The 26,426-nt window shown below is 60.9% G+C and carries 27 protein-coding genes; 12 read left to right on the forward strand and 15 right to left on the reverse strand.

Annotated elements, in window-relative coordinates; all coding sequences use genetic code 11:
* Positions 1-19 precede the first annotated feature (19 nt).
* Positions 20-1,000: a transcriptional regulator EbgR gene (ebgR, locus tag ACSBQQ_RS08675; protein WP_060428513.1), complete on the reverse strand. Its 981-nt coding sequence runs from the start codon at positions 998-1,000 to the stop codon at positions 20-22.
* Positions 1,001-1,331: 331 nt separating this feature from the next.
* Here ebgR and ygjJ point away from each other — a divergent pair, with 331 nt between their 5' ends.
* On the forward strand, positions 1,332-2,402 hold the full coding sequence (gene ygjJ / locus ACSBQQ_RS08680) for a protein YgjJ (RefSeq protein ID WP_039566552.1): 1,071 nt from the start codon (positions 1,332-1,334) through the stop codon (positions 2,400-2,402).
* Positions 2,403-2,419: 17 nt separating this feature from the next.
* On the forward strand, positions 2,420-4,795 hold the full coding sequence (gene ygjK, locus ACSBQQ_RS08685; RefSeq protein WP_080431103.1) for an alpha-glucosidase: 2,376 nt from the start codon (positions 2,420-2,422) through the stop codon (positions 4,793-4,795).
* Between the two features lie 43 nt (positions 4,796-4,838).
* On the opposite strand, the gene ACSBQQ_RS08690 is transcribed toward ygjK, so the two are convergent.
* Together ACSBQQ_RS08690 and ACSBQQ_RS08695 are read right to left on the reverse strand one after the other, a co-directional pair.
* Positions 4,839-5,264, reverse strand: a complete 426-nt coding sequence (locus ACSBQQ_RS08690; RefSeq protein ID WP_033646413.1) for a universal stress protein — start codon at positions 5,262-5,264, stop codon at positions 4,839-4,841.
* Between the two features lie 147 nt (positions 5,265-5,411).
* Positions 5,412-5,930, reverse strand: coding sequence for a hypothetical protein (locus tag ACSBQQ_RS08695; protein WP_033638133.1), 519 nt, complete (start codon positions 5,928-5,930; stop codon positions 5,412-5,414).
* 236 nt (positions 5,931-6,166) lie between these two features.
* Here ACSBQQ_RS08695 and metQ point away from each other — a divergent pair, with 236 nt between their 5' ends.
* The 5 genes from metQ (at position 6,167) to lhgO (ending at position 12,077) form a co-directional block, all read left to right on the forward strand.
* Complete coding sequence (gene metQ / locus ACSBQQ_RS08700) at positions 6,167-6,982, forward strand: methionine ABC transporter substrate-binding lipoprotein MetQ (RefSeq protein ID WP_033638132.1); 816 nt, start codon at positions 6,167-6,169, stop codon at positions 6,980-6,982.
* Between the two features lie 185 nt (positions 6,983-7,167).
* Positions 7,168-8,202, forward strand: a complete 1,035-nt coding sequence (locus tag ACSBQQ_RS08705; protein ID WP_033638131.1) for a TAXI family TRAP transporter solute-binding subunit — start codon at positions 7,168-7,170, stop codon at positions 8,200-8,202.
* A 13-nt stretch (positions 8,203-8,215) separates the two neighbouring features.
* Positions 8,216-10,171 carry a TRAP transporter permease gene (locus ACSBQQ_RS08710; protein ID WP_033646414.1) on the forward strand — a complete coding sequence of 652 codons (1,956 nt, stop codon included), beginning with the start codon at positions 8,216-8,218 and terminating at the stop codon, positions 10,169-10,171.
* On the forward strand, positions 10,168-10,887 hold the full coding sequence (locus tag ACSBQQ_RS08715) for a FadR/GntR family transcriptional regulator (protein WP_033653838.1): 720 nt from the start codon (positions 10,168-10,170) through the stop codon (positions 10,885-10,887). Before ACSBQQ_RS08710 ends, ACSBQQ_RS08715 begins: the two co-directional genes overlap by 4 nt.
* Positions 10,887-12,077 carry an L-2-hydroxyglutarate oxidase gene (lhgO, locus tag ACSBQQ_RS08720; RefSeq protein ID WP_060428511.1) on the forward strand — a complete coding sequence of 397 codons (1,191 nt, stop codon included), beginning with the start codon at positions 10,887-10,889 and terminating at the stop codon, positions 12,075-12,077. Before ACSBQQ_RS08715 ends, lhgO begins: the two co-directional genes overlap by 1 nt.
* A 29-nt stretch (positions 12,078-12,106) precedes the next feature.
* On the opposite strand, the gene ACSBQQ_RS08725 is transcribed toward lhgO, so the two are convergent.
* From ACSBQQ_RS08725 to ACSBQQ_RS08745, 5 genes are all read right to left on the reverse strand, one after another.
* Complete coding sequence (locus ACSBQQ_RS08725; protein ID WP_041034692.1) at positions 12,107-12,871, reverse strand: SDR family oxidoreductase; 765 nt, start codon at positions 12,869-12,871, stop codon at positions 12,107-12,109.
* 139 nt (positions 12,872-13,010) lie between these two features.
* Positions 13,011-13,931 (reverse strand): sugar ABC transporter substrate-binding protein, encoded by a 921-nt coding sequence (locus tag ACSBQQ_RS08730; RefSeq protein ID WP_043147241.1) that lies wholly within the window; start codon positions 13,929-13,931, stop codon positions 13,011-13,013.
* 64 nt (positions 13,932-13,995) lie between these two features.
* Entirely contained in the window at positions 13,996-15,036 is a 1,041-nt protein-coding gene (locus tag ACSBQQ_RS08735) for an ABC transporter permease (RefSeq protein ID WP_025160279.1), read from the reverse strand.
* Between the two features lie 15 nt (positions 15,037-15,051).
* Complete coding sequence (locus ACSBQQ_RS08740; protein ID WP_033646419.1) at positions 15,052-16,536, reverse strand: sugar ABC transporter ATP-binding protein; 1,485 nt, start codon at positions 16,534-16,536, stop codon at positions 15,052-15,054.
* 75 nt (positions 16,537-16,611) lie between these two features.
* Entirely contained in the window at positions 16,612-17,541 is a 930-nt protein-coding gene (locus ACSBQQ_RS08745) for a sugar ABC transporter substrate-binding protein (protein WP_033638124.1), read from the reverse strand.
* Between the two features lie 484 nt (positions 17,542-18,025).
* Here ACSBQQ_RS08745 and ACSBQQ_RS08750 point away from each other — a divergent pair, with 484 nt between their 5' ends.
* The 3 genes from ACSBQQ_RS08750 (at position 18,026) to dcuR (ending at position 21,319) form a co-directional block, all read left to right on the forward strand.
* Positions 18,026-18,868 (forward strand): class I fructose-bisphosphate aldolase, encoded by an 843-nt coding sequence (locus ACSBQQ_RS08750; protein ID WP_060428507.1) that lies wholly within the window; start codon positions 18,026-18,028, stop codon positions 18,866-18,868.
* Between the two features lie 125 nt (positions 18,869-18,993).
* Positions 18,994-20,607, forward strand: coding sequence for a sensor histidine kinase (locus tag ACSBQQ_RS08755; RefSeq protein WP_060428505.1), 1,614 nt, complete (start codon positions 18,994-18,996; stop codon positions 20,605-20,607).
* Entirely contained in the window at positions 20,600-21,319 is a 720-nt protein-coding gene (gene dcuR / locus ACSBQQ_RS08760; RefSeq protein ID WP_033638121.1) for a two-component system response regulator DcuR, read from the forward strand. Before ACSBQQ_RS08755 ends, dcuR begins: the two co-directional genes overlap by 8 nt.
* Before the next feature lie 37 nt (positions 21,320-21,356).
* Here the strand turns inward: dcuR and ACSBQQ_RS08765 are convergent, their stop codons facing one another.
* The 5 genes from ACSBQQ_RS08765 to ACSBQQ_RS08785 form a co-directional block, all read right to left on the reverse strand.
* Positions 21,357-21,692 (reverse strand): hypothetical protein, encoded by a 336-nt coding sequence (locus ACSBQQ_RS08765; RefSeq protein WP_033638120.1) that lies wholly within the window; start codon positions 21,690-21,692, stop codon positions 21,357-21,359.
* Positions 21,693-21,735: 43 nt separating this feature from the next.
* A complete protein-coding gene (locus ACSBQQ_RS08770; protein WP_033646422.1) occupies positions 21,736-22,041 on the reverse strand; it encodes a hypothetical protein in 306 nt (101 codons plus the stop codon).
* A 171-nt stretch (positions 22,042-22,212) separates the two neighbouring features.
* Positions 22,213-22,431 carry a hypothetical protein gene (locus tag ACSBQQ_RS08775; RefSeq protein WP_033646423.1) on the reverse strand — a complete coding sequence of 73 codons (219 nt, stop codon included), beginning with the start codon at positions 22,429-22,431 and terminating at the stop codon, positions 22,213-22,215.
* Positions 22,432-22,658: 227 nt separating this feature from the next.
* Positions 22,659-23,858 carry an enoyl-ACP reductase FabV gene (fabV, locus tag ACSBQQ_RS08780; RefSeq protein ID WP_033638117.1) on the reverse strand — a complete coding sequence of 400 codons (1,200 nt, stop codon included), beginning with the start codon at positions 23,856-23,858 and terminating at the stop codon, positions 22,659-22,661.
* Positions 23,859-24,041: 183 nt separating this feature from the next.
* On the reverse strand, positions 24,042-24,392 hold the full coding sequence (locus tag ACSBQQ_RS08785; protein ID WP_060428502.1) for a DUF4377 domain-containing protein: 351 nt from the start codon (positions 24,390-24,392) through the stop codon (positions 24,042-24,044).
* Positions 24,393-24,683: 291 nt separating this feature from the next.
* Between ACSBQQ_RS08785 and ACSBQQ_RS08790 the strand changes: the two genes are divergently transcribed.
* Entirely contained in the window at positions 24,684-24,833 is a 150-nt protein-coding gene (locus ACSBQQ_RS08790) for a hypothetical protein (RefSeq protein ID WP_154619228.1), read from the forward strand.
* A 73-nt stretch (positions 24,834-24,906) separates the two neighbouring features.
* Positions 24,907-25,125, forward strand: a complete 219-nt coding sequence (locus ACSBQQ_RS08795) for a hypothetical protein (RefSeq protein WP_033638114.1) — start codon at positions 24,907-24,909, stop codon at positions 25,123-25,125.
* On the opposite strand, the gene ACSBQQ_RS08800 is transcribed toward ACSBQQ_RS08795, so the two are convergent.
* A complete protein-coding gene (locus ACSBQQ_RS08800; RefSeq protein ID WP_228657641.1) occupies positions 25,122-25,529 on the reverse strand; it encodes a hypothetical protein in 408 nt (135 codons plus the stop codon). The two genes, ACSBQQ_RS08795 and ACSBQQ_RS08800, sit on opposite strands and share 4 nt — an antisense overlap.
* Before the next feature lie 487 nt (positions 25,530-26,016).
* Positions 26,017-26,358, reverse strand: coding sequence for a YebY family protein (locus ACSBQQ_RS08805; protein ID WP_025302452.1), 342 nt, complete (start codon positions 26,356-26,358; stop codon positions 26,017-26,019).
* Between the last annotated feature and the right edge of the window lie 68 nt (positions 26,359-26,426).

Consider the following 26,426-nt stretch of genomic DNA (forward strand, 5'->3'; position numbering starts at 1 on the left):
CCGCCGAGGCGGGGGCCGGTCAGGCGACGGTGGTGTCGCGCAGCTGCAGCGAGCTGGGAACGAAGATCGACAGCGGGACGGCGCGCTCATCGCGCAGCCGCTCCGCCAGCAGGTTGACGGCCTGTGCGCCCATGGTTTCCGAAGGGATGCGCACCGTGGACAAGGCGGGGAAAATAAAGCGGGCGGTGGGAATATCGTTGACGCTGATCAGCGCGATCTGCCCCGGCACCTGAATGCCGTGTTCGTGCAGCGCGCGCAGCACGCCGATGGCGATCGAATCGGTCGCCACCAGCAGCGCCGGCGGATAGCCATTCTGGCTCTGCAACATCGCTTTCGCGCACTGGTAGCCCGACTGGCTGCTGAAATCGCCGTGGTAAATGTCCTGCGCTCGCACCACATTTTGCTGCCGGCCATACTCGACGAATGCCTGCTCGCGCTGGTCGATGCCGGCCGGATGGTCGCGCCCGCCGATAAAGCCGATGCGCTGATAGCCGCGGCCGATGAAGTAGTCGATCACCTTGCGGCTGATCTTGTACAGGTCGACATTGACGCAGTCAAACCGCTCATCCTCCACCACGCCGTCGATGAACACCACCGGCGTTTCCTGCTGCCCGAGCTGCTCATACAGCGCGGGCTGTGGCCGGCCGATCACCAGCAGGCCGTCGGCCGCCGGCAGCGCCTTGTCGCCGTTGCAGTCGTAACCGGCGCTCAGCGCCACGCCCAACTTTTCGCACTGCGTCTCGATGCCGTAGCGCATCGCCAGGTAATAGGGATCGTTGATCTCCACGCCCTGCGTATAGGTGAACAGCGCGGCGAAATGCAGGCGTTGCCCGCTTTGCCGTTTGGAAGGTGCGATCTTGTATTCGAGGCGTTCCGCCGCTTCCAGGATCTTCTGGCGGGTTTGCGCCTTCACGCTCAGGGTGGGGTCGTCATTCAACACGCGCGAAACGGTGGCGACGGACACATTAGCGGCTTCAGCAATTTCCTTCAGTGTGGCCATAGAGTCCCAATGCACAGACGAAAAACGGTAGCTTAATCGGATAGCGCCGCGGCGTACAGCGTCGCCCGCCTCCTCTCCTTCCCAGACCAGGCCAGAACACGCTCATGCCAGCCGTTGCCGGGCGCCTGCAGCGAAAGATACCCATTTCACCCGCTGTGATCAAGTTAACGATTTACTGATTAAAGCATATTTTTTACTAAATATTTTACTAATATACCTGCCGTTTACCGTCCCGCCGGGGCGGTTTTTTCTCCCAGGGAGCCGGGAGCGACCTCGCGTGAGCCGCCGCTCGGCTGACGTTCCGATCCACCCAACACCAGGCCTATGCCCCATGAAATCACTAAGCCATCACGCCCTGTTGCCCTTGTTGCTGCTCGTTAACGCGCCCGCCTGGGCGGCGCAGGAACCGGTGACCCCGGCGGAGCGCAATCAGCTCCCGCCGCCGCCGTTACCCGATAGCGCCGCGACCGCCCTGCGTTTTTACGGCGAGCTCGGCATCGGCGGCAGCGTCTATTTGAACGGCGAACATCAGCATCAATACAGCGACGGCACCTATATCGAAGGCGGCCTGGAGATCAAACGGGGCCACTGGTTCGGCCTGATTTACGGCGAAGGCTGGACCGTGCAGGCGGACAGCCAGGGCCACGCCTGGACGCCGGGCCACGGTTGGGGCGGCTTCGAGGGCGGGTTGAACCGCTTTTACGGCGGTTACCGCACCGACGACGGCACCGAGATGATGCTCAGCGTGCGCAACGACTCGTCGCTCGACGACCTGCAATGGTGGGGCGACTTCACGCCGGAATACGGCTACGTGATCCCCAACACCCGCGATCTCAGCTACGCCGCCAAGCTGCAAAACCTGACCGGGCGCTTTCGCTACAGCGTGACGGCGGCGCCGGAAAGCCGCATCGACGAGAGCAAGGCGCTGCTGCACTTCGGCAAATACGATCGCTATTCCGACAAGTACACCTATCGGGCGATGATCAACGGCTACACCCAGTACGACCTGCAGGACAATCTGACGCTGCTGAACGGCCTGGAAGTGACCGACGGCCTGGGGCAGCTGTTTTTGCTGGGGCTGCGCGGCCAACACCTGGCCGGCCGCGTCTGGCACCACACCGGCAAAGGCGACAGCGGCGGCCATTCCGGCAGCGAGTCGGGCCTGATGCTCAGCGCGATGACGGAAACTGCCAAAGGGCTGTATCTCTCCACCGCCTACAGCTACGCCCGCCACCGGTTTGATAATGCGGCGGATACTGCCACCTCATACGCCCAGTGCGGCGTCTGGTATGAATACGCCGGCGGCAAGCTGGCCACCGCGCTGGACAGCAAATTCTTCATGCGCAACGACAGCACCGGCGCCAGCAACTCGGTGTTCCTGATGCAATATTTCTATTGGTAACCGTTGAGGCTCCTACGATGAACATGACTCCCCTGACCCCGCTGGCCACTGCCCTCACCCTCGCGCTGACGCTGACGGGCTGCGCGCCGAAAACGCCCGACGCCGACGCCCCGTTGGCCGAGCGCTATAAAAACGTCATCGACCGCCGCGGCGCGCCGCACTTTATGCTCGATTATGATTTCGACGATCACCAGCGCTTCAATCCGTTCTTCGATCTCGGCGCCTGGCACGGCCACCTGTTGCCGAGCGGGCCGGAAGGCATGGGCGGTTTCCCCGGCCCGGCGCTGCTGACGGAAGAGTACATCAACTTTATGGCCAACAATTTCGATCGGCTCAGCGTCTATCGAAACGGTAAACCGGTGCATTTCACCATGACGGCCTACAGCCTGCCCGGTGCCCTGGTGCAGCGGCTCAGCGCGCCGGGCGTGGCCGTCAACCTGACGCTGCGCTTCGCTGGCGCGCGCACCTCGCTGCTGGAAACCCAAATCCTGACCGACACGCCGCTGGAGCTGGTGTGGGACGGTGAATTGCTGGAGCGCTACGCGGCCAAAGAGCAAAAACCGCAGCCGCCGGCGACCCTCGAGCAGGCATTTCCTGACTACACGCGCCGCATTGTGCCAACGGCTGACGGCCTGCGCGTCACCTTCGGCAAAGTGCGCGCGCCGTCGCAGCTGATGACCTCCGGCCAGTCCGAGTATCAGATCCACAAATCGCTGCCGCAGCGCACCACGGTCGACGGCCATCGCTTCCGCGCCACGGCGCGCATCGCCAGCTCCACCACCCTGTACACCACCTACTCGCACCTGCTTACCGCCGAAGAAGCGCGGCGCGAACAACGCGCCATCGCCGACATCCTCGCTCACCCGCAGCGCTATATGGCCGCGTCGGCCCAGCGTTGGGAACGCTATCTCGCCACAGGGCTCAGCAACCCGCACGCCACGGCGGAACAAACCCGCGTGGCGGTCAAAGCGATGGAAACGCTCAACGGCAACTGGCGCGGCGCCGCCAGGGCGATGAAGTTCGACTCGGTCACCCCCTCGGTGACCGGACGCTGGTTCTCCGGCAACCAGACCTGGCCGTGGGACACCTGGAAACAGGCCTACGCCATGGCGCACTTCAACCCGGACGTGGCCAAGGACAACATCCGCGCGGTGTTCGCCTTCCAGATCCGGCCGGGCGATGCCCTGCGCCCGTGGGACGCCGGTTTCCTGCCCGACCTTATCGCCTACAACCCCAGCCCGGAGCGCGGCGGCGACGGCGGTAACTGGAACGAGCGCAACACCAAGCCGAGCCTGGCGGCCTGGGCGGTGATGGAGGTGTATCGCGTCACCGGCGATAAGGGCTGGCTGGCGGAGATGTACCCGAAGCTGGTGGCCTACCATGACTGGTGGCTGCGCAACCGTGACCACAACGGCAACGGCGTGCCGGAGTACGGCGCAACCCGCGACAAAGCGCACAATACCCCCGACGGACGCATGTTGTTCACCGTCAAACGCGGGCAGCGCGAGCAAACGCTGGCCGGCCTCGACAATTACGATCGCATCGTGCGCGAGGGGCAGTACGACAGCATCGAGATCCCGGCGCAGACCGCCGCCTCCTGGGAGTCGGGCCGCGACGACGCGGCGGTATTCGGCTTTATCGATCCGGATCAATTGGCGCGCTACCTGGCGCAGGGCGGCAAACGCGAAGACTGGCAGGTGAAATTCGCCGAAAACCGCGCGCCGGACGGCACGCTGCTCGGCTATTCGCTGCTGCAGGAGTCGGTGGATCAGGCCAGCTACATGTACAGCGACAACCGCTATCTGGCGGAGATGGCCGATATTCTCGGCCACGGCGCCGAGGCCGCCGCCTTCCGCGCCAAAGCCGACCGGCTGGCGGCCTACATCAACACCTGCATGTTCGACAAGCACAGCGGTTTCTTCTATGACATCCGCATCGAAAGCCGGCCGTTGGCCAACGGCTGCGCCGGCAAACCGATCGTCGAACGCGGCAAAGGGCCGGAAGGCTGGTCGCCGCTGTTCAACGGCGCCGCCAGCCAGCCGCACGCCGATGCGGTGGTCAGGGTGATGAAGGATCCGCGCGAGTTCAATACCTACGTGCCGCTCGGTACCGCGGCGCTGACCAATCCGGCGTTCGGCGCGGACATCTACTGGCGCGGCCGCGTGTGGGTCGATCAGTTGTATTTCGGCCTCAAGGGCATGGAACGCTACGGCTATCGCGACGATGCGGTGGCGATGGCGCAGGCTTTCTTCCGCCACGCCGACGGCCTGGTCGCCGACGGGCCGATCCGCGAGAACTACAACCCGCTCACCGGCAAGCAACAGGGCGCGCCGAACTTCTCCTGGAGCGCGGCGCACCTGTACATGCTGTATAACGACTTCTTCACGCAATAAGCCGCAGCGGCCACCGCCATCGTTGCCCGGCGGTGGCCCGCGTTTATGAGCGGATCGGGATCACCAGCACGTCGATATTCAGCTGGTTGATGGCGTTGCGAGTGGAAGAAAACAGGTTGCTCCACAAATCGTGGTGGTGGCCGAACACCAGCAGATCGATATTCTTGTCCACCACTGCCGTGCGCAGTTCGTCAACAAAGCCGCCGCGCCCGATAATCACTTCCGTGATCGGATAATTGACGTTTTGCGTGGTGGGTTCCAGCTCTTTGCGGATCTTCTCTTCGAACGACGCGCCCTCATAGCTGTGCTCCGAAAAGCCGATTGCCGCATGGTAAGTGTCGTAGTGGACGTCCACATAGATCAGCGAGAGTTTGGCCTTCAGCGCCTCCGCTAACAGCGCCCCCTTTTCGACCAATCGTTTGCCGTCATCGCTCAGATCGGTGGCGATGACAATATGGTGGTAACACATAGCGCCTCCTGTCATGGACTCGGTAGAGCCGAGGCTCCGATATCACGTCAGAGTCATATCGTTATGGTTAATTTTAGTTCAGAAACGGCGCGCGCGGCGGGAGAGATAACGGCGGGAAAGCCCCGTTGCCGGGGCGGAAGGGAGAGATTACTTTTCGCGCTGCGCCTCAAACCAGACGTTGCACAGCGACAGGATCAGCGTGTTGGCGTCTTTCACCAGCACGTTATCGCCGGGCACCCCATCGGTGCCCTGATCGGTGATGCCTTTGATGACGGTATCCGCGTGCTGAATGGCCACGCGCTCGACCGACGGCGTGCTGATGCCCAGCATCGGGAAATCGATGTAGGAACTGCTGCCGGAATTGTCCTCGACGAACTCCTGCGCTTCTACGGTGCTGACGGTGGCACCTTCGCTTTTCAGCGCCGTGCCGTTCCAGCTGAATGCATCCGCCTTATAGCTGATTTTACCGCCGATCAGGCTCTGCGCCTGCTGTTGATCCCAGCAGCCGGTGGTCTGAGTCGGCACAATTTTACTGACGCGCCAGTTGCCCAGCAGCTGTTTGGGGATCGGCCCGGTATCGCTCTCCGCCGCCCGAACCTGAGTCGCCGAGACGCAGGCCAACACCACCAGCGGCAGCAGCGCCTTGCTCCAAGTGTTCAATCGCATTGTTTTTTCCTTCGTTTCAGTACCCAGTCTGCCCTCGCGGGCCAACGGCTATCATAATAAGCCCGCCGATTCGCCGTCAAAACAATCCGCACCGCGCCAGGCGGCGGCCGCTCATAGCTAATCGCTATGAGTCATAGTGAATCAGTATTTTGTTTTATCCCAGTGATTACCTACAGTCACTGCCACTATTCTGCCCGCCCAAATTAGCAGGCAATGTTGACAAGGACCCTGGGAAAATGACATTTACGCTGAAAAACCTCACCCTGGCGCTGGCCGCCGCCGGCACGCTGCTGCTGACCGCCTGTGGCCCGACGGCACAGGACGATCACCACATCAAGGTCGGCATCAGCGCCGGCATCGATCAGTCGCTGTGGGCGGTGGTGCAAAAGGTCGCCAAGCAGAAATACGATCTGGACGTGGAGGTGGTGACCTTCAACGACTACGTGCTGCCAAACGAAGCGCTGAATAACGGCGATCTGGACGTCAACGCCTTCCAGCACAAGCCGTATCTCGACAAGCAGATGCAGGAACGCGGCTACAAGCTGGCCGCGGTGGGCAACACCTTCGTCTACCCGATCGCCGGCTATTCGAAGAAGATAACCGCACTCAGCCAGCTGCCGGACGGCGCGCAGGTGGCGGTGCCGAACGATCCGACCAATCTGGGCCGCTCGCTGCTGCTGTTGCAAAAACAGGGGCTGATCACCCTGAAAGACGGCGTCGGCCTGCTGCCGACCGCGCTGGACATCGTCGGCAACCCGAAAAAGCTGAAGATCGTCGAGATTGAAGCGCCGCAGCTGCCGCGCGCGCTGGACGATCAGAAAGTGACGCTGGCGATCATCAACACCAACTATTCCAGCCAGATCGGCCTGTCGCCGGCCAAGGACGGGCTGTTTGTCGAAGACAAAAACTCGCCGTACGTCAACATTTTCGCCAGCCGCATCGACAACAAAGACAGCGAGAAAGTGAAGGATCTGGTCAAGGCCTATCAGACCGATGAAGTGGCGGCCAGCGCCGCCGACATCTACAAGGGCGACGCCGTCAAAGGCTGGTAACCCTCCCCCGCATGCCCGTGGCGCCCGCCGCGGGTTTTTCATTTCCGCCCTCCGCCGCGCCGTTCAATTTTCGCCCACTCAGATCACAAATCAAGCACGGCGCTTTAGGTGAATAAAGCTGCCATGTTGTATACAAGTTTGCGTAAATGTTTTCTATTTGTTTCAAAAAACCGCTGGGGAAAATAATGAAAAATAGAAAAATCAAAGCGTTGCTTGTTACCTGTGCCGTGGTCGGCGCCGCGTTGCTGGCCATCGCCGGTAAAGCGGAAAACGCCGATAAAACCTTCCTCTCCGTCGCCACCGCCTCCACCGGCGGCACCTACTACCCAATGGGCGTCGGGTTGGCCAACGTCTGGAGCAACCGGCTGAAACGCCAGGGGATACAGGTCACCGGCCAATCCTCCGCCGGTTCGATCGAGAATATCGATCTGCTGCAAAAGGACGAGGCGCAGCTGGCGATTTTGCAGAGCCTGATCGCCGTCGAAGCCTATCAGGGCGTGCGCAACTTCGACGGCCGCGCCTACGGCGATCTGCGCTCCATCTCCATGCTGTGGCCCAACGTCGAACACTTCGTGATGCTGGAAAGCCGGGTCAAAGACGGCACGCTGAACGATATCGCCGGCACGCGCTTTTCCGTCGGGCCGCAGGCCAGCGGCACCGAACAGTCGACGATGATCATCCTACAGGGCGTCAACCTGACCAAGAAGTCGCTGTCGGCGGAATACCTCGGCTACGGCGACACGGTTTCCGCGATGCGCGACGGGCGCCTGGACGGCGGCGCCCTGCCCGCCGGGGTGCCGGCCGCCGCCGTCACCGACATGTATGCCAGCGGCGTGCCGGCACGCATCCTGGAAGTCACCGACGAACAGCTGGCCAGCATCAACGCCATCGCCAACTCCTGGTTCCGCTTCGACATCAAGGCGGAGACCTACCCCCGCCAGCCCAAAGCGGTCGCCACCATCGCGCAGCCCAATATTCTGGTGGCCCTCAGCCGGCTCGATGAAAAGCTGGTGTACGACCTGACCAAAACGATGTTCGAGAACCTGCCGGAAGTGCACCAGGTGCACAGCTCGGCCAAATACATCTCGCTGGAGAATGCGCTGAAAGGCGTTTCCGTGCCGCTGCACCTCGGCGCCTATCGCTACTACCGCGAAGCCGGCGTCGAGATACCCGATTATCTGATCCCGCCGGAAGCCGCCGCGCTGGCCGCCAACCCCTAACCCAGGAGGACGTATGAGCACTCACCCTTCTTCACCGCAGCCCGCCGTCGATCTGGACAAGGAAGCCGGCGCCGGCAACCGGCCGCTGAGCGGCATCTATTTGCAGCTGGCAACCGTCCTGGCGATCGCCATTTCCGCCTATGCCATCTACGCCAACGCGCTGTCCAACACGCAGGAGTTCTACCGCAACACCACGTTCCTGAGCGGCATTCTGATCCTGGGCTTTATCCTGTTCCCCTTCTCGGCCCGGCACGCCACCCGCAGTTTCAACCGCTGGGACTATCTGTTCATCATCCTGACGCTGGTCAGCTACGGCTATTTCTACGTTAACTACGTCGATCTGCACGTGGTGCGCAAGAGCATCCCCAACGCCACCGATTATGTGATGGCGGCGATCGGTATCGGCGTGCTGTTCGAAGCCGCGCGGCGCACCACCGGCTATTTCATCCCCGGCCTGGCGACTTTCGCCATCCTCTATGCGCTGTTCGGGCAGTACTTCATGGGCATTTTCGGCCACGGGGGCTTCTCGGTGGAACGCCTGCTGTATCGGCTGTTCATGACCAGCGAGGGGATTTTCGGCATCACCCTGTCCACCGCCTCCACCGCCATCGTGGTGTTTATTCTGTTCGGCGCCTTTCTCAGCGTCAGCGGCGCAACCGCGCTGTTCAACGATCTGGCGCTGGCCGCCGCCGGACGCCGCCGCGGCGGCCCGGCCCAGGTGGCGGTGATCTCGTCGGCACTGACCGGCTCATTGAGCGGCAGCGCGGTGGCCAACGTCGCCACCACCGGCACCTTCACCATTCCACTGATGAAAAGCATCGGGCTGTCGTCCCGCTTCGCCGGCGCCGTGGAAGCCACCGCCTCCACCGGCGGCATGATCATGCCCCCCATCATGGGCGCGGCGGCGTTTATCATGGCCGGCTTCCTCGGCATCTCGTACACCACCATCGTCATCGCCGCCATCGTGCCGGCGCTGCTCTATTACGCCGCGCTGATCATGGCTATCGACCTGGAGGCCAAGAAACAGGGCCTGAAGGGCATCAACAAGGAGAACATCCCTCAGGTGCGCGCGGTGCTGAAGGCGCGCGGGCTGTTGCTGCTGCCGCTCGTCATCGTCATCGGCACGCTGCTGCTGGGTAAAACGCCGATCTATGCCGGCTTCCTCGGCATCATTGCCATCATCGTCGCCAGCTGGCTCACCCCCGACAGTTCGGTGCGCATGACGCCGAAAAAAATCGCGCTGGCCTTGAACGACGCGGCGCGCGGCTCGATCCAGGTCACCATCGCCTGCGCCGCCATCGGCGTGATCATCTGCGTGGTGACCATGACCGGCATCGGCTCCACGCTGGCGTTCAACATCGTCGCCATGACCGACAACACCCTGTGGATGATCCTGCTGGTGGTGATGCTGGTGTGCATCGTGCTCAGCATGGGGCTACCCTCGACCGCGCTCTACATCGTGGTGGCGGTGACCGTGTCGCCGATCCTGATCAAAGCCGGCGTGCTGCCGCTGGCGGCGCATTTCTTCGTGTTCTGGTTCGGCGCGTTGTCCAACATCACGCCGCCGGTGGCGCTGGCCAGCTACACCGCCGCCAGCATCGCCCGAGCCGATCCGATGCAAACCTCGTGGGACGCGGTGCGCCTGGCGCTGCCGGGCTTTATCATCCCGTTCATTCTGGTCTACAACCCGATGCTGTTGATGCAGGGCGACGATCTCAACCCGCTGTCGGTGCTGCATATGGTGATCAGCGCGCTGGTGGGGATCTACGCCCTGTCGATCGCCAGCGCCAATTTCTGGCTGATGAAGACCCACTGGCTGGAGCGGGTGCTGTTTACCGCGGCGGCGATTTTACTGATCAAACCGGGCCTGATGACCGATCTGGGCGGCGCGGCCCTGATCGCCGCCGCCGCCGCCATGCACCTGCTGCGCTATAAACAGCGCGCCGCGCTGCCGGGAGGCGCGTCATGATCCGCAAGGTCACGCGCCAGAAAGCCTCTCATCAGGTGCTGGCGCAGCTGAAAGCCGGCATCAACGACGGCACCTTTCCGGTCGGCGAGAAGCTGCCGTCGGAAAACGTGTTGGCGGACGCGTTCGGCGTCAGCCGGGTGCCGGTGCGCGAGGCGCTCGGCGTGCTGGAGGTCAGCGGCATCATCTCCTCACGCCAGGGCGGCGGCCACCGGGTGGAACAGCATTCGCTGCTGAGCAAATACGAACCGCTGGTGATGGAGGTAGCCGACCGCTGCGAGGTGGAAGCGCTGCTGGAAATGCGCGAAGTCATGGAACAGCAGGCGGCGCGCATGGCCGCCGAGCGCCGCACCGAACAGGAGTTGCAGGCGATCGAACAGGCGCACCTCGCCTTTCGTGACTGTACGCTCAACGACGGCCAGATCGGCTATCGGCAGGACTACCTGTTCCACCGCGCCATCATGCAGGCTTCGCATAACCCCTTTTTCGTGCAGATCCTCGATAACATGCACGAGCTGTATCTGGGGGTGCTGGTGTACTCGCTCAGCAAAAACCTAGGGCGGCAGGCCGAGCGCCAGCGGGTGATCGACGAACATGAGCGGGTATTTATCGCCATTCGCGACGGCGATGCGGCGGCGGCCACCGCCGCCATGCAAAGCCATCTGAACAACGTACGCGGCAAATTACGCCGCCTGGAAAACGAGGAGCAAGAGCCGTGATGTACGACGCGATCGTTATCGGTGCCGGCCTGGTGGGGCTCGGCGTGGTGAATGCGCTGCAGGAAGCGGATCCGCAGCGGCGCATTCTGATCCTGGAAAAAGAGCGCGGCCCGGCGGCGCACCAAAGCGGCCACAACAGCAACGTGGTGCATTCCGGCATCTACTACACGCCCGGCAGCCTGAAAGCACAGTTGGCAAAACAGGGCAACCGCAGCATGTTCGCCTTCTGCCGCGAACACGACCTGTATCACGACCAATGCGGCAAGGTGATTGTCGCCACCCAGCTAAACGAACTGGATCGGCTGGAGAACATCTATCAGCGCGGCCTGCAAAACGGCCTGCAGGTCACCCGGCTGTCGCAGGCGCAGCTGCGGGAGCGCGAACCGCACGTCAATGGCCTTGAAGCGCTGCTGGTGCCCGACGCCGGTATCGTCAACTACGCGGAGGTGGCCGCCAAGCTGGCGGAGATCATCGTGCGGCGCGGCGGCGAGATCGCCTACGGCCATCAGGTTGAGGCCATCCGCGAACACGCCGGCGGCGTCACCGTCACCGCCGCCGGCGACTCCTTCGAGGGAAAACTGCTGATCAACTGCGCGGGGCTGTTCAGCGATCGCATCGCCAAACTGGCCGGTTACGAAACCGGCATGAAGATCGTGCCGTTCCGCGGTGAATACTATGTGCTGGACGACGCGAAAAACCACTTGGTCAACCATCTGATCTACCCGGTGCCCAACCCGGATTTCCCTTTCCTCGGCGTGCATTTTACCCGTATGTATAACGGCAAGCGCGACGTCGGCCCCAATGCGGTGCTGGCCTTCAAACGCGAAGGCTACCGCAAATGCGACTTCAGCCTGCGCGATCTGAGCGAGGTGCTCGGCTATCGCGGCTTTTGGAAAATCGCCGGCAACTACCTCGGCGAAGGGCTGGCGGAAATGCGCCGTTCGCTGTCGCGCCGCCGCTTTGCCGAGAACGCCCGTCGGCTGATCCCGGCGCTGCAGGAGCAGGATATTCGCCCCGGCCCGGCCGGCGTGCGCGCCCAGGCGCTGACCGCCGACGGCAAGCTGGTGGACGACTTCCACTTCGTGCAGGGTAAACGCTCGCTGCACGTGTGCAATGCCCCCTCTCCGGCAGCGACCGCCTCGCTGGAGATCGGCCGCGAGATCGTGAGCCGCCACCTGTCCGCTTTCTGACACCCGTTGAGGCCACGGCGCCCGTGGCCTCAGCCGCGCTGGATGGACACCCCGCCGTCCACCAGCATCGCGGTGCCAGTGACGAATGAAGCAGCGTCAGACGCCAGATACAGCGCCGCCTGCGCGATCTCCTCCGGCATCGCCAGCCGCTTCAGCGCGTGCAGTTCGGCCACCTGCGCCAACGCCTCCGGGGTATGGCTCATCTGCCGGCCCATCGCCGTATCGGTGCCGCCCGGCAGCAGCGCGTTCACCCGAATGCCGCGCCCGCCGAACTCCACCGCCAGCGCCTGCGTCAGGCCGATCAGCCCCGACTTGCCGGCCGCATAGGCCGCCGTACCGGGAAACGCCGCGGTGTGGCCGACGAAGGTGGAGGTGAAAATCACCGAGCCCGCGCCGCGCGCCAGCATGGCGGGGATTTGATATTTGGCGCCGTAGTAGGCGCTGGACAGGTTGGTTTCCAACACCTCGCGCCACTCTGAGGCACTCAACGCCAGCGACGGCCCCAGCGGCCCTAAGGTGCCGGCGTTGTTGAAGGCGATATCCAGCCCGCCGAATTCGTCGACCGCCGTCGCCGTCAGCCGTTCGGCGAAGGCTTCGTCGCGCACGTCGCCCGCCACCGCAAGCGCCCGGCCGCCCTCGCGCCGAATGTCCTCCACCAGCTCCGCCAACAGCGGCTCGCGCCGCGCGCCCAACACCAGCGCAGCCCCCTGGCGGGCGAACAGCAGCGCCGCCGCTTTGCCGATCCCCGAACTGGCGCCGCCGATCACCGCCACCTTGCCGTTTAATGCATTCATCGCTCATCCTCACACGGTTTAAAGATCCTCAGTGTGAAGCAAGATCCGGCGCCGCGCTGGCCGCAAGCGGACATGTAACTGACGCCAATAAAAAAGGCGCTGCAAGCAGCGCCCCGGCAACGCGAATCTGACGGTTAACTCACGGCCTGGCCGCATACTTCTGCATCGTGGCCGGCGTCACCAGCTCGAACGGGATCCAGTAATACGGTTCGAGTTTTTCCCCGTTGATCATGCGCTGCGCCACATCGACCGAGGCTTTGCCCTGGCCGACCGCGTCCTGGAACACAGTGACCTGCATCTTGCCGGAGGCCAGCGCCTTGAGGCCGTCCGGCGTGGCGTCGATGCCGCCGATCAGCACTTTCCTGTCCGCCTTGCCCGCCTGCTGCAGCGCCATGATTGCGCCGATCGCCATTTCGTCGTTGTTGGCGGCGACGATGTCGATCGCTTCGCCGTTGGTCAGCCAGTTCATCATCAGATCCATACCTTCACTGCGTGAATAGTTGGCGCTCTGCTTCTGCACCACCTTCATTTTCGGGTACTTGCTCACCACCTGCTCCACGTCTTTGGTGCGCTGCAGCGCGCCGGCGTCGGTCAGGTTGCCGATCATCACCGCCACGTTGCCCTGATAGCCGGCCAGCCGCGCCAGCTCTTCCATCTGCAGCGTGCCGGATTCCCGCTCGTCGGAGCCGACGAACACCACGCCCTGCGGCAGTTTGGTATCGCCCGGCGTGCGGTTCACGTACACCAGCGGCACGCCGGCGGCCTGCACCATTTTGGTCATCACCGGCGTGCTGGCCGAGTTGACCGGATCGACGATAATCGCGTCCACCCCGGCGCTGATAAAGCTCTGCACCTGATCGGTCTGGCGGCCGACGTCGCCGCGCGCGTCCTCGAACTGCACGGTGATGCCGCGCGCCTTGGCCTCCTTGTCGATCGCCTGGCGGATGATGGTGAGGAAGTTCTGGTCGAAATAGGCCATCGACACGCCGATGGTTTGCGCCCATGCCGGGGTAGACGCGCACAGCGCCACCGCCAGCCACAGCCCTTTCAGGTAGTTCATGATGTGCCCCCCAGGTAAAAAAAAGCCGCCGGCCAACCCTGACGCCGGCGGCAATTCACGGCAATCAGTGTTTTTTGCGGTTGCGCCGCATGTCGATCGACACGGCGGCGACGATAATCACGCCCTTGATGATGTCCTGAATGTAAGAGTCGACGCCGATAAAGGTGAAGCCGCTTTTGATAAGGCCGAGTATCACCGCGCCGATCAGCGTGCCGGTGATGCGCCCGACGCCGCCCATCAGGCTGCTGCCGCCGATCACCGCCGCGGCGATGGCGTCCAGCTCATACGACATCCCCATGCTCGACTGGCCGCTGCTGACGCGCGCCGCCAGCACCACGCCCGCCAACCCCGCCAGGCCGCCGGCGATGGTGTAAACCGTCACCAGGTACTTGTTGACGTTGATGCCGGAGACCCGCGCCGAGGTCATGTTGCCGCCGATGGCGTAGATGTATTTGCCGTAGCGGGTGTGCTTGAGCGCGATATGGAAGATCACCGCAATCACCAGGAAGATGATCACCGGCATTGCGCCCTGGCCGATCGACGTGAAGCCGTCCGACAGGAAGCTGACCGGGTTGCCCTTGGTGTAGTACTGCGCCAGGCCGCGCGCCGACACCATCATCCCCAGCGTGGCGATGAACGGCGGAATGCCGGTGCGGGTGATCAGGAAGCCGTTGATAAAGCCGCAGACGATGCCCACCCCGATCCCCGCGCCGATCGGGATCGCCGCCGGCAGATCGAGCAGCCCCGGATACATCGGCGAGATGCTGTCCGAGGTCTGCGCCAGGCTGGCCGCCACCACCGCGGTCAGCGCAATCAGCGAGCCGGAGGAGAGATCGATGCCGGTGGTGATGATCACTTGGGTGACGCCCACCGCAATGATGCCGATGATCGCCACCTGCAGCACGATCAGCAGCAGGCGGTTCGGATTCAGCAGGAACGACTGATCGCGCATGTACCAGCCGAGGATTTCGAAGATCAGCGCGATGCCGATCATCACGATGAAGATGCCGGTATCCTTCGGCATTTTGCCGCTCAGCCCGGAGAACAGCGTTCCCTTGCCCGTTGAATCGGCGGAGAGCGGCTTCTCAATCTTTACGTTACTCATGATGTTCACCCTTCGTTATTCTGAGGCCAGCGCCAGGATCTTCTCCTGGTCCGCGTCGTCTTTGTCCAAAATGCCGGTGATGCGGCCGCCGTGCATCACCATTACCCGGTCGCTCATGCCGAGGATCTCCGGCAGTTCGGAGGAGACCAGAATGATGGCGACGCCGCGGTTGGCCAGCTCGCTGATCAGGCGGTAGATTTCCGCTTTCGCCCCCACGTCGATGCCGCGCGTCGGTTCGTCGAGGATCAGGATTTTCGGCTGCGCCAGCAGCCAGCGCGCGATCAGCACCTTCTGCTGGTTGCCGCCGCTGAGGTTATTGATGATCTGATCCATGGTCGGCGTTTTGATGTTGAGCTTTTTAATCTGCTCCATGCAGTCTTTGGCCATCTGCACATGGCTGACGAAACCGTTCTTGCCGATGTATTCCGACAGGTTGACGATGCTCATGTTCTCGACCACCGACAGCACCAGAAACAGGCCGGATTTCTTGCGGTCTTCGGTGAGGAACGCCAACCCGCTCTCGATCGCCTTCGCCGGGGAATCCACCTTCACCGCCTGGCCTTCGATAAAGATCTCGCCGCCGTCCGCCGGGTGCATGCCGAACAGGCTTTCCATCACTTCGCTGCGCCCGGCGCCCACCAGCCCGGCGACGCCGAGGATCTCGCCGCGCTTGACGCTGAACGACACGTCATGGAACCAGCCGCTGCGGCGCAGCCCCGCCACCCGCAGCACTTCCTCGCCGATATTGTTGTTGAATTTAGGGAACATCTGCGTCAGTTCGCGCCCCACCATCATGGTGATCAGCGACTGTTTGGTCAGGTTTTCGGTTTTGTCGCAGGCGATGAAGGTACCGTCGCGGAAAATGCTCACTTCGTCGGTGATGGCGAAGATCTCGTCCATCTTGTGGCTGATATAGATGATGCCTTTGCCCTGCTCGCGCAGCTCGCGGATGATGGCGAACAGGTGCACCACTTCGCCTTCGGTCAGCGCCGAGGTCGGTTCGTCCATGATCAGCACGTCGGCGTTATAGGACACCGCCTTGGCGATCTCCACCATCTGCTGATTGGCGATGCTCAGCTCGCCCACCAGCGTGTCCGGCTGCAGTTTGATGTTCAGCCGCGCCAGCAGCTCGCGGGTTTGTTCGTTCAGCTGTTCGTGGTTGACGAACCCCAGCCGCGCCGGCTCGCGCCCCAGCCAGATGTTTTCCGCCACCGTCATGTAGGGCACCAGGTTCAGCTCCTGGTGGATCATGGAAATGCCCGAATGCAGCGCCTGCAGCGTGTCGCTGAAGGTGACCGGCCGGCCTTTGATTTTGATCGAGCCTTCGTCCGGGTGGTAGATGCCGATCAGGCATTTCATCAGCGTCGATTTGCCCGCGCCGTTTTCCCCCATCAGCGCGTGCACGCTGCCGGGTTTGATTTTAATCGAGACCTTATCCAGCGCTTTGACGCCGGGGAACTGCTTGCTGATGCCTTCGGCCTCAAGAACATAAGGGTACATACCGCTTACCTCCGCACTGACCCACGTTTTCCGCCGCGCTCGCCCCACACCGGCGCCCGCGGCGGGCTTCAAGGCTTATTTCTTGTTTTTATCGGCGAATTGCTGGTAATTGGCCTGGGTGATCAGCTGGTAAGGGATCAGCACGTTGCTCTCCACTTTCTCGCCTTTCACCAGTTGAACGGCGGTCTGCACCGCGCCTTCGCCCTGGCCTTTAGCGTCCTGGAACACGCTCAGCGCCAGATCGCCCTTCTTGATGAACTCCAGCGCGTCCGGCGTGCCGTCAACGCCGGCCACCAGCACGCCGGATTTCTTGGCCTGCTTCAGCGCCAAAATAGCGCCGATGGCCATTTCGTCGTTGTTGGAGGCGATGGCGTCGATCTGCTGGCCGGACAAAATCCAGTCGGTGGTGACGTCTACCGCCTCTTTGCGGAAGAATTTGGCGGTTTGCTTATCGATAATCTTGATGCCGGGGTAGTTGGCCGCCACCTCTTCCACGCCGCGGGTGCGGTCGCGCGTGGCTTCGCTCGACAGCTCGCCCATCAGGATCATCACGTTGCCCTTGCCGTTCATCAGCTTGGCCAGTTCCTCCATCTGCAGCTTGCCGGCCAGCTTGGAGTCGGAGCCGACGTAGGCCATGCCGGCCGGCAGCGCCACTTCCGGCTTGCGGTTGACGAACACCAGTGGGATCTTGGCCTTCTCGGCCAGCTTGATCATCGGCTTGACGCCCTGGGTATCCACCGGGTTGAGGATGATGGCGTCGACGCCCTGGCTGACGAAGTTTTCGATTTGTTGAATTTGCTGCGCGATGTCGCCCTTGGCGTCTTCGAACTGGCCGCTGACGTTGCCGTCGGCCTTCATTTTGTTTTGCATCGACTGGCGCAGAATGGTGAGGAAGTTGTCATCGAAGTAAGCCATGGAAACGCCGATCTTGATGTCTTTCGCCAGCACGCTGGCCGGCAGCATGCACATCAGTACCGAGGCGGCGATCAGTTTCTTCAGCTTCATGTTCGTTACCCTTTAATCGTTAGAATGAAGAGGTCTGTTGGTTGACAGCTAATGAAAAATATTTTTTACATTCAAACAACAATACGGTCGGAGTTATCCCTTTGATACGGCGAATTTACCGCGTTATCGCCGTATCAAGGCCGTTGTAAAAATGGTGATCGATGTCTCAAAATAGATTAAAAACAACCAATTGAAATAAACCCCTGGCACAACAAACGGCGTCTTTACCGTTTTATTAAATGTTTATTTCATAATTTAGGTTATTGAAACTTTTTAACCCAAACAAGCGAAACATGCATTTTGGAATGGCTTATTAACAAAAACATGACACGGATCTAACAAATGAAGTGCAAGCCGCCGGCGAGCGTGCTCCTTTCGTGCGCCGGCAAAAACTGCGAGCGGCCGCGCAGTTTGCGGTTTCCGCGTTTCCCGACCATCCTTACTCGGCAATAATGGACATATCCCTATCTCAGGAGGACCTGACATGCAGCTCAGCAGCAAGGTGCGGATGAACCGCCTGTTCAACAACGGCAAGTGCCTGGACGTGGCGATCGATCACGGCATCGCCAACGAACCGGATTTCTTGATCGGCCTGGAAGATATCGAACGGGTGATGGGCAACCTGATCGCCGCGCGCCCCGACGCCATTCAGGTCAACTACGGCCAGGCGGATCTGCTGCAGCGCGCGCCGCAGCGCGAAAAACCGGCGCTGGTGATGCGCACCGACGTCGGCAACGCCTATAACGCCGCCCGCCACCGCGAGATGTGGGCGGTGCTGCACAATCCGGAGGCGCCAATCCTGGCGGCGCTGCAAATGGACGCCGCCGCGGTGGTGGTCAATCTGTATATGATCCCGGATGAGCCCGGCATTTTCCGCCAGTGCGTGGAGAACATCGGCCGCCTGCGCCACGCCTGCGATCGCTACGCCATGCCGCTGATGATCGAACCGCTGGTGATGGCGCCGGCCGGCCAGGGCGCCGCCTACGGCTCGCTCGGCGACGTGGAGAAGATCGTGCCGCTGGTGCGGCTGGCGCGCGAGCTGGGTGCCGACATCATCAAGGCCGATCCAACCGAGCGGGTGGAAGATTTTCACCGCGTGGTGGAAGCGGCGCGCTGCCCGACGCTGGTGCGCGGCGGCGGCAAGGGGGAGCTGGAGCCGGTGCTGGAGAAATCCGCCGCGCTGATGGCCCAGGGTGCCTCCGGCATGGTTTACGGCCGCAACGTCTATCAACACAGCAATCCGTCGCAGGTGGTGCGCGCGTTGATGGCAATCATCCATCAGGGCGCCAGCGGCCAACAGGCGCTGGAGATCTACCACCAGCAGTGACCCGCTTTTGTAACTAAAATAAGCCCCCCGCTCCCCGGCAGCATGCTATAACCTGCTGCCGGTAACTGCAGCTTGCCTCATTCCTCGCTAGAATACGCCGTGATATCGCCATTCGGAGAACCGCCATGCCAAAACAACGGGTGCCGCTCAAGCTGAGCACCTCCATCACGCTGATGGTGTCCGCCATCATCGCTTCGGTGCTGCTGGTGGTGTTCGCGCTGTTTTTCGTGCAGATGAGCCGCGAGGGGCAAGATCAGCTGCAGCAGAAAGCCATCGCCGTCGCCAATACGCTGGCGCTCTCCAGCACCGTAGTTGACGGCCTGCAGCGGCGCGAGCAAAGCGGCGCCATTCAGCGCTTCGCCGAGCAGGTGCGCCATCAAAACGAGCTGCTGTTCGTGGTGGTGGTAGATATGCAGGGTATCCGCTATTCGCACCCCAAACCCTGGCTGATCGGCAAGCATTTTATCGGCGACGATCTGGCGCCCGCGCTGCAAGGCAACGTCAACAGTGCCATCAACCGCGGCACGCTGGCCCCGGCGCTGCGGGTGTTCGTGCCGGTGTATGACGCGCAGAAACAACAAATCGGCGTGGTGGCGCTCGGCATCGCGCTGGACACCGTGCAGCGGGTGGTGGCGGAGAGCCGCTGGATCATCTATTGGACCATCGCCTTCGCCGCCCTGGTCGGCAGCCTGGGCACCTTCTTCCTGGTCTCCGCGCTCAAGCGCATCATGCTGGGTTTCGAGCCTTACGAAATCTCCAACCTGTTCGAACAGCGCAACGCCATGCTGCAGTCGATTAAAGAAGGCGTGATCGCGGTCGATACTGAATCCCGCATCACCATCGTCAACGACGAAGCCAAGCGCCTGCTGCGCCAAAGCGGCCCGGTGGAAAATCTGTTGCTGGACGCCGCCAGCAAGCATTGGCCGGCGCAGCTGCATCTGGCGGAGGTGCTGGCCGACGGCAAGCCGCTGCGCGATCGGCAGATCGGCTTCAACGGCAGCGAACTGCTGACCAATACCGTGCCGGTGATCGTCAACGGCCAGGTGACCGGCGCCATCGCCACCTTCCGCGACAAGACCGAGGTCAGCCGCCTGCTGCAGCGGCTGAGCGGCATGGCGCACTACGCCGATGCGCTGCGGGTGCAGTCGCACGAATTTATGAACAAGCTGCATGTGATACTCGGCATGCTGCACATGAAGGCCTATCAGCAGTTGGAAAACTACATCATCAACACCGCCAGCAACTATCAGGAAGAGATCGGCGCGCTGCTGCGCAAGATCCACTCGCCGGAAGTGGCGGGCTTCTTCATCGGCAAAATCAGCCGCGCCCACGAAGCCGGTGTTGAGCTGACCATCGAGGAAACCAGCCTGCTGCCGGAAACCGACGATGCGGAAACCACCCACGTGCTGATCAGCGTGCTCGGCAACCTGATCGAAAACGCCATCGACGCCATCGACGGCGTTGAGGGCCACGAGATCGGCCTGAGCTTCCATCATCACGACGATCAATTACACTGTATCGTCAGCGACGATGGCCCCGGCATCGATCCGGCGATCGGCGCGCGCATCTTCGAACACGGATTTTCCACCAAGGGAACCGGACGTGGCATCGGCCTGGCGCTGATCCGCAGCCATCTGGAGAAACTGGGCGGCAGCATCGATTTCGAGTCCGAACCGGGCGAGCTGACCCAATTTTTCGTGCACCTTCCCTATCAGGCCAAGAGCAGAACCCATGATTAACGTACTGATTGTCGACGACGACCCGATGGTGGCGGAGCTGAACAAATACTACCTGAGCCAGGTCGGCGGTTTTCACTGCCAGGCGACGGTCGCCACTCTGAGCCAGGCGCGCGCGCTGCTGGCCGATGCCGGCGTCAGCATCGATTTGGTGCTGTTGGATATCTACATGCAGCAAGAGAACGGGCTGGATCTGCTGCCCGGCCTGCGCGAGCTCGGCGAGAAGACCGACGTGATCATCATCTCCTCCGCCAGCGACGTGAACACGGTGCAAAAAGCGCTGCACTACGGGGTGGTGGATTATCTGATCAAACCGTTCCAGTTCAGCCGCTTCAAGGAGGCGCTGAGCCACTACCGGCAGCAGTCGCAGCTGTTGGCGCAGCGCGAGTTTTCGCAGGCCGACGTCGACAGCCTGCTGCGCCGCCAGCCCGGCGGCCAGGAGAGCAAAAAGCTGCCGAAGGGGCTGACCAGCATCACCCTGAGCACGGTCTGCGAGTGGATCGAACAGCAGCACGATAACGAGTTTTCCACCGACAATCTGGCCAACGCCATCGGCATTTCGCGGGTGTCCTGCCGCAAGTACCTCATCTATCTGGCGGAGAGCGGCATTCTCGGCACCCGTATTCTGTACGGCGCCACCGGCCGCCCGGTCTATCTGTATCAGCTGAAACCGGACGCGATCGCCATGCTGAAGGAGCATTGCCGCCCGGCCTAAACGACGCCGGGCGCTGATGGCGCCCGGACGATTAATGTTAGAAGCTGTGCGTGTAACACTTCGCCTCGCGGTGAGGATCTTTCGAGTGTCTCCGCAGGCAGCGCTGCTTTTTCTGCTGCTGCTCCAGGTTCCGCTGCTGCCGCTCGGCGGTCTCTGCCGCCTCGCGCTGCTGTTCGCGCGCAATCGCCTGCTCGTTGGCCAGCGTCAGGTTATCGACATTCCACACCTTGTGGCGCAATGCGTCGCGCTTTTTCTGGTACTCCTCGGTGACCTTACTGTCCTTCGGCGGCGCCGCATGGTATTCCAAATCCACCCGCGCCTGCGCGAAGCAGCAGCTACACAAGGCCACGCCGGCCAACACTATCCTTTTCATCAATGACTCCTTTTACATCGCTTGACTCTGCGCGCACGCCGGCTCAACAACCGTTTGGCGATGCCGGCGGTTTTTCCTCGGAATGCGGCGCTCGCTGCCCACCGGTGACGGGCGCTTTGCCGGGCTCGATACCGCACTCCGCCAAGCGCGCCAGCTCCTCCGCATCGCGCTCTGTCGGCGTCGCTTCCTCACTCATTTCCTGCCGCAAATCCTGCGCCAACGCTTTCAGGCGCTTTTGAAACAGCACCGGCGACACGCCTTCGCACGGCCTGTCGTAACGCGCCGCGCCGGCGCTTTGGCTTAACGGCAGCAACAGCAAGAGAAAGATCGCGGCCATCTCCTTCGCCATGGGCAACTCCTTTGATTACGCCGAAATAAACCGGCGGTTCCCTATAAGGAAAACGAATTGTCTGTTAACGCAATGAATGGTTGGGCCACGGCAGAATAACGCAGGAGAGGTAAACCCTCCGACAATATCGGCAGAATGCGCGCATTAATTTGGCTGAATATATTTAGCGGCTTAACGATCGAATATTTTCGCCCCATCAAAGGTGCCGCCAATGCCGACGTTTCCTTCATGTAATACCGAGGAGGCGGACTCACCCGCCATGATGCGTTGCCGCTGCTCCCGCGTGGCAGGCTGCGGCTGAGACCAGTCTGGGGACGTCGACGTCGGCTGAATCGCGCTGCAGCCGCTCAACAAAAACAACGATACCGTGGCACAATAACGCCATGTCATAATTTCCTCCTTAAAGGAAATAAAATACCCGCAGCCGGCGGCAAGGGTAAATAAAAAAATGACTTTCTTTAGTTTAATAACCGCCGTTATTTCACCATCCGACTGCCGATGTTAATCACCCGGTTCGTCTGTTAACCCAAAATAAACATTTTCGCTTAACCACCCGATAATTCGCAGGCAATAAAAAAGGCCGGGCTAACCCGACCTTGTTTGACCGCTCGACGCGCTTAGACCAGCTCGATCACGTCGAAGTTGGCTTCGCCGCTCAGATCGGCGTCGTAGTCAACGCCCTGCAGGCCAAAGCCGAACAGGCGCAGGAACTCCGCCTTGTAGCCCTGATAATCGGTCAGTTCGTTGATGTTGTTGTCGTTCAACTGCTGCCAGATGGCACGGCAGGTTTCCTGCACTTCGTCGCGCAGTTCCCAGTCATCCAGACGCAGGCGGTGTTTTTCGTCGGTGTCCGGCGCCGCGCCGCTGTACAGCTTGGTGGCGAACAGACGCTGGATCTGCTCGATGCAGCCTTCGTGAATGCCCTGCTCCTTCATGATTTTGAACACGATGGAGATATACAGCGGCATCACCGGAATGGCAGAGGAAGCCTGAGTCACCACCGACTTGAGCACCGCAACGTAAGCCGCGCCGCCTTTGGCCTGCAGCTTCTGGTTGATGGCGTGCGCCGCGCGATCCAGATCTTCTTTCGCCTTGCCCAGCGTGCCGTGCCAGTAGATTGGCCAGGTCAGATCGGTGCCGATGTAGGAGTAAGCGACAGACTGCGCGTTATCCGCCAGCACGCCCGCTTCGTCCAGCGCGTCCATCCACAGTTGCCAGTCCTGGCCGCCCATCACCTTCACGGTGTCGGCGATTTCTTGCTCGTTGGCCGGCTCGACCACGGCTTCAACCAGCACGTCTTTGTTGGTGTCCAGCGCGACGGATTTGTACGGCTCGCCGATCGGCTTCAGTGCGGAACGCACCACTTCGCCGGTTTCCGGCATCTTACGCACCGGCGAAGCCAGCGAGTAAACCACCAGGTCAACCTGACCCAGGTCTTTTTTGATCAGATCGATCACGGTCTGACGGCACTCGTTGGAGAATGCGTCGCCGTTGATGCTTTTCGCGTACAGGCCTTCTTCTTTAGCTGCCTTGTCGAAACCGGCGGAGTTGTACCAACCGGCGGAACCGGTTTTGCCTTCGCTGCCAGGCTTCTCGAAAAATACGCCGATGGTGGCCGCACCGCTGCCGAAAGCGGCATTGATGCGCGAGGCCAGACCGTAACCGGTGGATGCACCAATGACCAGCACCTTTTTAGGCCCGTTTTTCAGTTCGCCGCGCGACTTAACGTAGGCGATTTGCTCACGGACGTTGGCTTCACAGCCTGCCGGGTGAGCGGTGGTGCAGATAAAACCACGAATTTTAGGTTTGATAATCATAGTAATTTTTTCTTGGTAGCTAAAAACCGAAGGACAATATACCTGATTTTCTCAATATACTTAAGAAAGTGCGAAAACAAGCGCAGTGAACAGACCAGTCGGCAAGCCCACCGCCGAGGCATGTCATGATGGTAAAGGGATAATCATGGCAGGCCGGATTGCGATTACCCGGCCTGTCGAGGGTCACGCCTTGTTCTTTTTCAACTGCTCAATCAGCGTGTAACGCAGCGATGAGGCATCGGCCGGCACGTTCTCTACCGGAGTAACGCGCACTTTCAGCCGATACTGATAGCCCGGTTCGAAGGTGAAACCTTCGATGCCGGTATAGAACAACTCCCACGGCTGCTGCGCGGAGCGGCGCACCTGCATGCACTTCATCGGGGCGACGCCCACGCAGTCCACCAGCGCACTGTTCACCAGCAACACTTCCGTTTGGCCGCCTTTCTCGTTTGCGGGCTGATTCATCGAGGTTCCCTCCTGGCTGCAGCCGGCCAGTGCGGCCAACGCAACAAATAACAACGCTTTAATTTTCAATGTACTGCACCAATAGTCATGTAGGTCGGGCGATCCTAACAAATTGGCCGGGTGAATTGAACCTTGCTACGCGCCGCAGATAGGCCATTCGTTGCAAAGGCCCGGGTGGCTCGCGTTACCCTCTCGTCGAGAATATCATTCACCATCACTCTCATAAGCCTGGAAAATACCCTTAAATAAATTCCCTGTTCTTATCCGAACCGGTAATTATCCCCGCTGTTTTTTCTGTTAAAAACAGTTGGCTTGCGCAAGCTTTACGCTATTTAACCGTATCGATAAAGAGGGAATGTTATGCAAGAGATCGAGGCCAAATACTTCCACCTGATCGCCGGCTCAGGTAACTTTTCCGACAACCGCGGCAGCAACGGCCGCGTCAACAACAACGGTGGCAACAAGAACAACAGCAACAGCAATAAAGGCGGCAATACCTGCTCTCGCTAAGCGGTTTTAATTAATCAAAGCACCGGCTGAGTCTTTCCGTTCAGTCGGCGCTTTCAGCATTTCGGTGATAACAATGTTTAAACTGTTCCGTACCTTGTGCCTGCTACTCGGCTTTTGGATCGCCACCCTGCTGCTCAGCGGCGCCGGGGTTTCTTTTACTCACGGCTACGCCGCGCCGAAAAACCTGTCGCATTTCGTCGTCTCGCTGGTGGTGGTCGGCGCAATGCTGCTGTGGACCCATAAATTGCTGCGGTTCTTTTTTGCCGAGAAATTTGAGAAGAAACCGCGTTAAGCCGTGTTCTCATTTTGGCTGTCGCCCGCAATGGTAAAACCGGCATCGCGAATTGCCGCCTTCACCTGCCTGGCGTCCATCACCGCCGTTTTCACATAGCCAAAGAAGGCTACCCGTGCGCCGGGCAAACGGATTGGCGTCGCCAGGTGGGCACGGAGTTCACGATTGCGCTGTGCCATCAGCTCGGCGCGCGCCTGCCAAAACGCGGCGGGATCGGTTGGGGTTTCAGTCGCGGTTTCTAACAGCGACGCCAATTCGCTTAGCGCCTCCCACTCCGCCAACAGGGCGGCAACCACTTCAGGATTAGCCACCTGCCCCCAGTCAGAGGGTAAAGCCCCCTCACGCCACGCATTGAGATAACCGGGCAGCGCCCTCTTCAACTGGCTTAGCCGATCGTTCAACACAGGTTTCCTTTTATAACGCCCAATGCCTTGATATTCCCCATAATGCCACTCTCATTTAACCGGTGATGGGAGCAATGACCGGAGCTTATCAGCGCCATAAATGACGTAATGACTTTTGGTGCGGCGAAATTAGCGATATGTGCGGATGGGGAATAAGGATGGAGATCGGGTTGGTGGCTATGACTCGAAAAGAGGAGCGGGGATTGTTGGTGGTGCCTTAAATAGAATTTCCTTATAAATCAATCACACAAAAAAAGACCGAATACGATTCCTATATTCGGTCTAGGGAAATGGCTCTTGGGAGAGAGCCGTGCGCTAAAAGTTGGCATTTAATGCAGGGCTTGTTCAGCCGTGCACTTTAAGAGTAGCCTACCGCGCCAGTTTTGCCAGCCGCCCGGCGGCTGCGTGATAGTTTCGTGACGAAATAACTATGCGGCAAATGCGCATCAATCCGCACGCGCTGGGCAAGGCGTTGGCAAACAAGCGGTTAGTCAGCGCACAGCTTCTCGGCGCGTTCGATAAACGGCGCCAGGCTCATTTTTTTCCCCGGTTCGGCAGGGTCGTCCAGCAGGAGCACCTCCAGCGGCTGCGCACGCTGATGGCCCTTCTTCACCTGCTGCTCCGCTGCGTCGTTGAGCGGGTATTGCATCAGAGTGCTGTTGTTGAGCACGAACAGCGCGCCGCCGCTGCGGCACTGCAGCGTCACTTCTTCCTTGGTGAACGCCCACTGTTTGCCGTACTCCAGTTTGGTGATGTTCACCAGTTTGTCTGCCGCCAGCGCGCCGGTCGCGGTTGCCAGCAGCGTAATGCCGAGTAATACCGATTTCATGTGTTGGCCTTAAGGTTGCTATTCGCGTCGATTTTCCCGCAGCTTGCCGGCCTGCGGCAAGCTGAAAT

Source organism: Serratia sp. G204Y (genome assembly GCF_051172435.1).
GTDB lineage: Bacteria > Pseudomonadota > Gammaproteobacteria > Enterobacterales > Enterobacteriaceae > Serratia > Serratia sarumanii.

Coding starts and splice junctions, on each gene's coding strand:
- ebgR (WP_060428513.1), bottom strand. CDS start 1,000: ATGGCCACACTGAAGGAAATTGCTGAAGCCGCTAATGTGTCCGTCGCC.
- ygjJ (WP_039566552.1), top strand. CDS start 1,332: ATGAAATCACTAAGCCATCACGCCCTGTTGCCCTTGTTGCTGCTCGTT.
- ygjK (WP_080431103.1), top strand. CDS start 2,420: ATGAACATGACTCCCCTGACCCCGCTGGCCACTGCCCTCACCCTCGCG.
- ACSBQQ_RS08690 (WP_033646413.1), bottom strand. CDS start 5,264: ATGTGTTACCACCATATTGTCATCGCCACCGATCTGAGCGATGACGGC.
- ACSBQQ_RS08695 (WP_033638133.1), bottom strand. CDS start 5,930: ATGCGATTGAACACTTGGAGCAAGGCGCTGCTGCCGCTGGTGGTGTTG.
- metQ (WP_033638132.1), top strand. CDS start 6,167: ATGACATTTACGCTGAAAAACCTCACCCTGGCGCTGGCCGCCGCCGGC.
- ACSBQQ_RS08705 (WP_033638131.1), top strand. CDS start 7,168: ATGAAAAATAGAAAAATCAAAGCGTTGCTTGTTACCTGTGCCGTGGTC.
- ACSBQQ_RS08710 (WP_033646414.1), top strand. CDS start 8,216: ATGAGCACTCACCCTTCTTCACCGCAGCCCGCCGTCGATCTGGACAAG.
- ACSBQQ_RS08715 (WP_033653838.1), top strand. CDS start 10,168: ATGATCCGCAAGGTCACGCGCCAGAAAGCCTCTCATCAGGTGCTGGCG.
- lhgO (WP_060428511.1), top strand. CDS start 10,887: ATGTACGACGCGATCGTTATCGGTGCCGGCCTGGTGGGGCTCGGCGTG.
- ACSBQQ_RS08725 (WP_041034692.1), bottom strand. CDS start 12,871: ATGAATGCATTAAACGGCAAGGTGGCGGTGATCGGCGGCGCCAGTTCG.
- ACSBQQ_RS08730 (WP_043147241.1), bottom strand. CDS start 13,931: ATGAACTACCTGAAAGGGCTGTGGCTGGCGGTGGCGCTGTGCGCGTCT.
- ACSBQQ_RS08735 (WP_025160279.1), bottom strand. CDS start 15,036: ATGAGTAACGTAAAGATTGAGAAGCCGCTCTCCGCCGATTCAACGGGC.
- ACSBQQ_RS08740 (WP_033646419.1), bottom strand. CDS start 16,536: ATGTACCCTTATGTTCTTGAGGCCGAAGGCATCAGCAAGCAGTTCCCC.
- ACSBQQ_RS08745 (WP_033638124.1), bottom strand. CDS start 17,541: ATGAAGCTGAAGAAACTGATCGCCGCCTCGGTACTGATGTGCATGCTG.
- ACSBQQ_RS08750 (WP_060428507.1), top strand. CDS start 18,026: ATGCAGCTCAGCAGCAAGGTGCGGATGAACCGCCTGTTCAACAACGGC.
- ACSBQQ_RS08755 (WP_060428505.1), top strand. CDS start 18,994: ATGCCAAAACAACGGGTGCCGCTCAAGCTGAGCACCTCCATCACGCTG.
- dcuR (WP_033638121.1), top strand. CDS start 20,600: ATGATTAACGTACTGATTGTCGACGACGACCCGATGGTGGCGGAGCTG.
- ACSBQQ_RS08765 (WP_033638120.1), bottom strand. CDS start 21,692: ATGAAAAGGATAGTGTTGGCCGGCGTGGCCTTGTGTAGCTGCTGCTTC.
- ACSBQQ_RS08770 (WP_033646422.1), bottom strand. CDS start 22,041: ATGGCGAAGGAGATGGCCGCGATCTTTCTCTTGCTGTTGCTGCCGTTA.
- ACSBQQ_RS08775 (WP_033646423.1), bottom strand. CDS start 22,431: ATGACATGGCGTTATTGTGCCACGGTATCGTTGTTTTTGTTGAGCGGC.
- fabV (WP_033638117.1), bottom strand. CDS start 23,858: ATGATTATCAAACCTAAAATTCGTGGTTTTATCTGCACCACCGCTCAC.
- ACSBQQ_RS08790 (WP_154619228.1), top strand. CDS start 24,684: ATGCAAGAGATCGAGGCCAAATACTTCCACCTGATCGCCGGCTCAGGT.
- ACSBQQ_RS08795 (WP_033638114.1), top strand. CDS start 24,907: ATGTTTAAACTGTTCCGTACCTTGTGCCTGCTACTCGGCTTTTGGATC.
- ACSBQQ_RS08805 (WP_025302452.1), bottom strand. CDS start 26,358: ATGAAATCGGTATTACTCGGCATTACGCTGCTGGCAACCGCGACCGGC.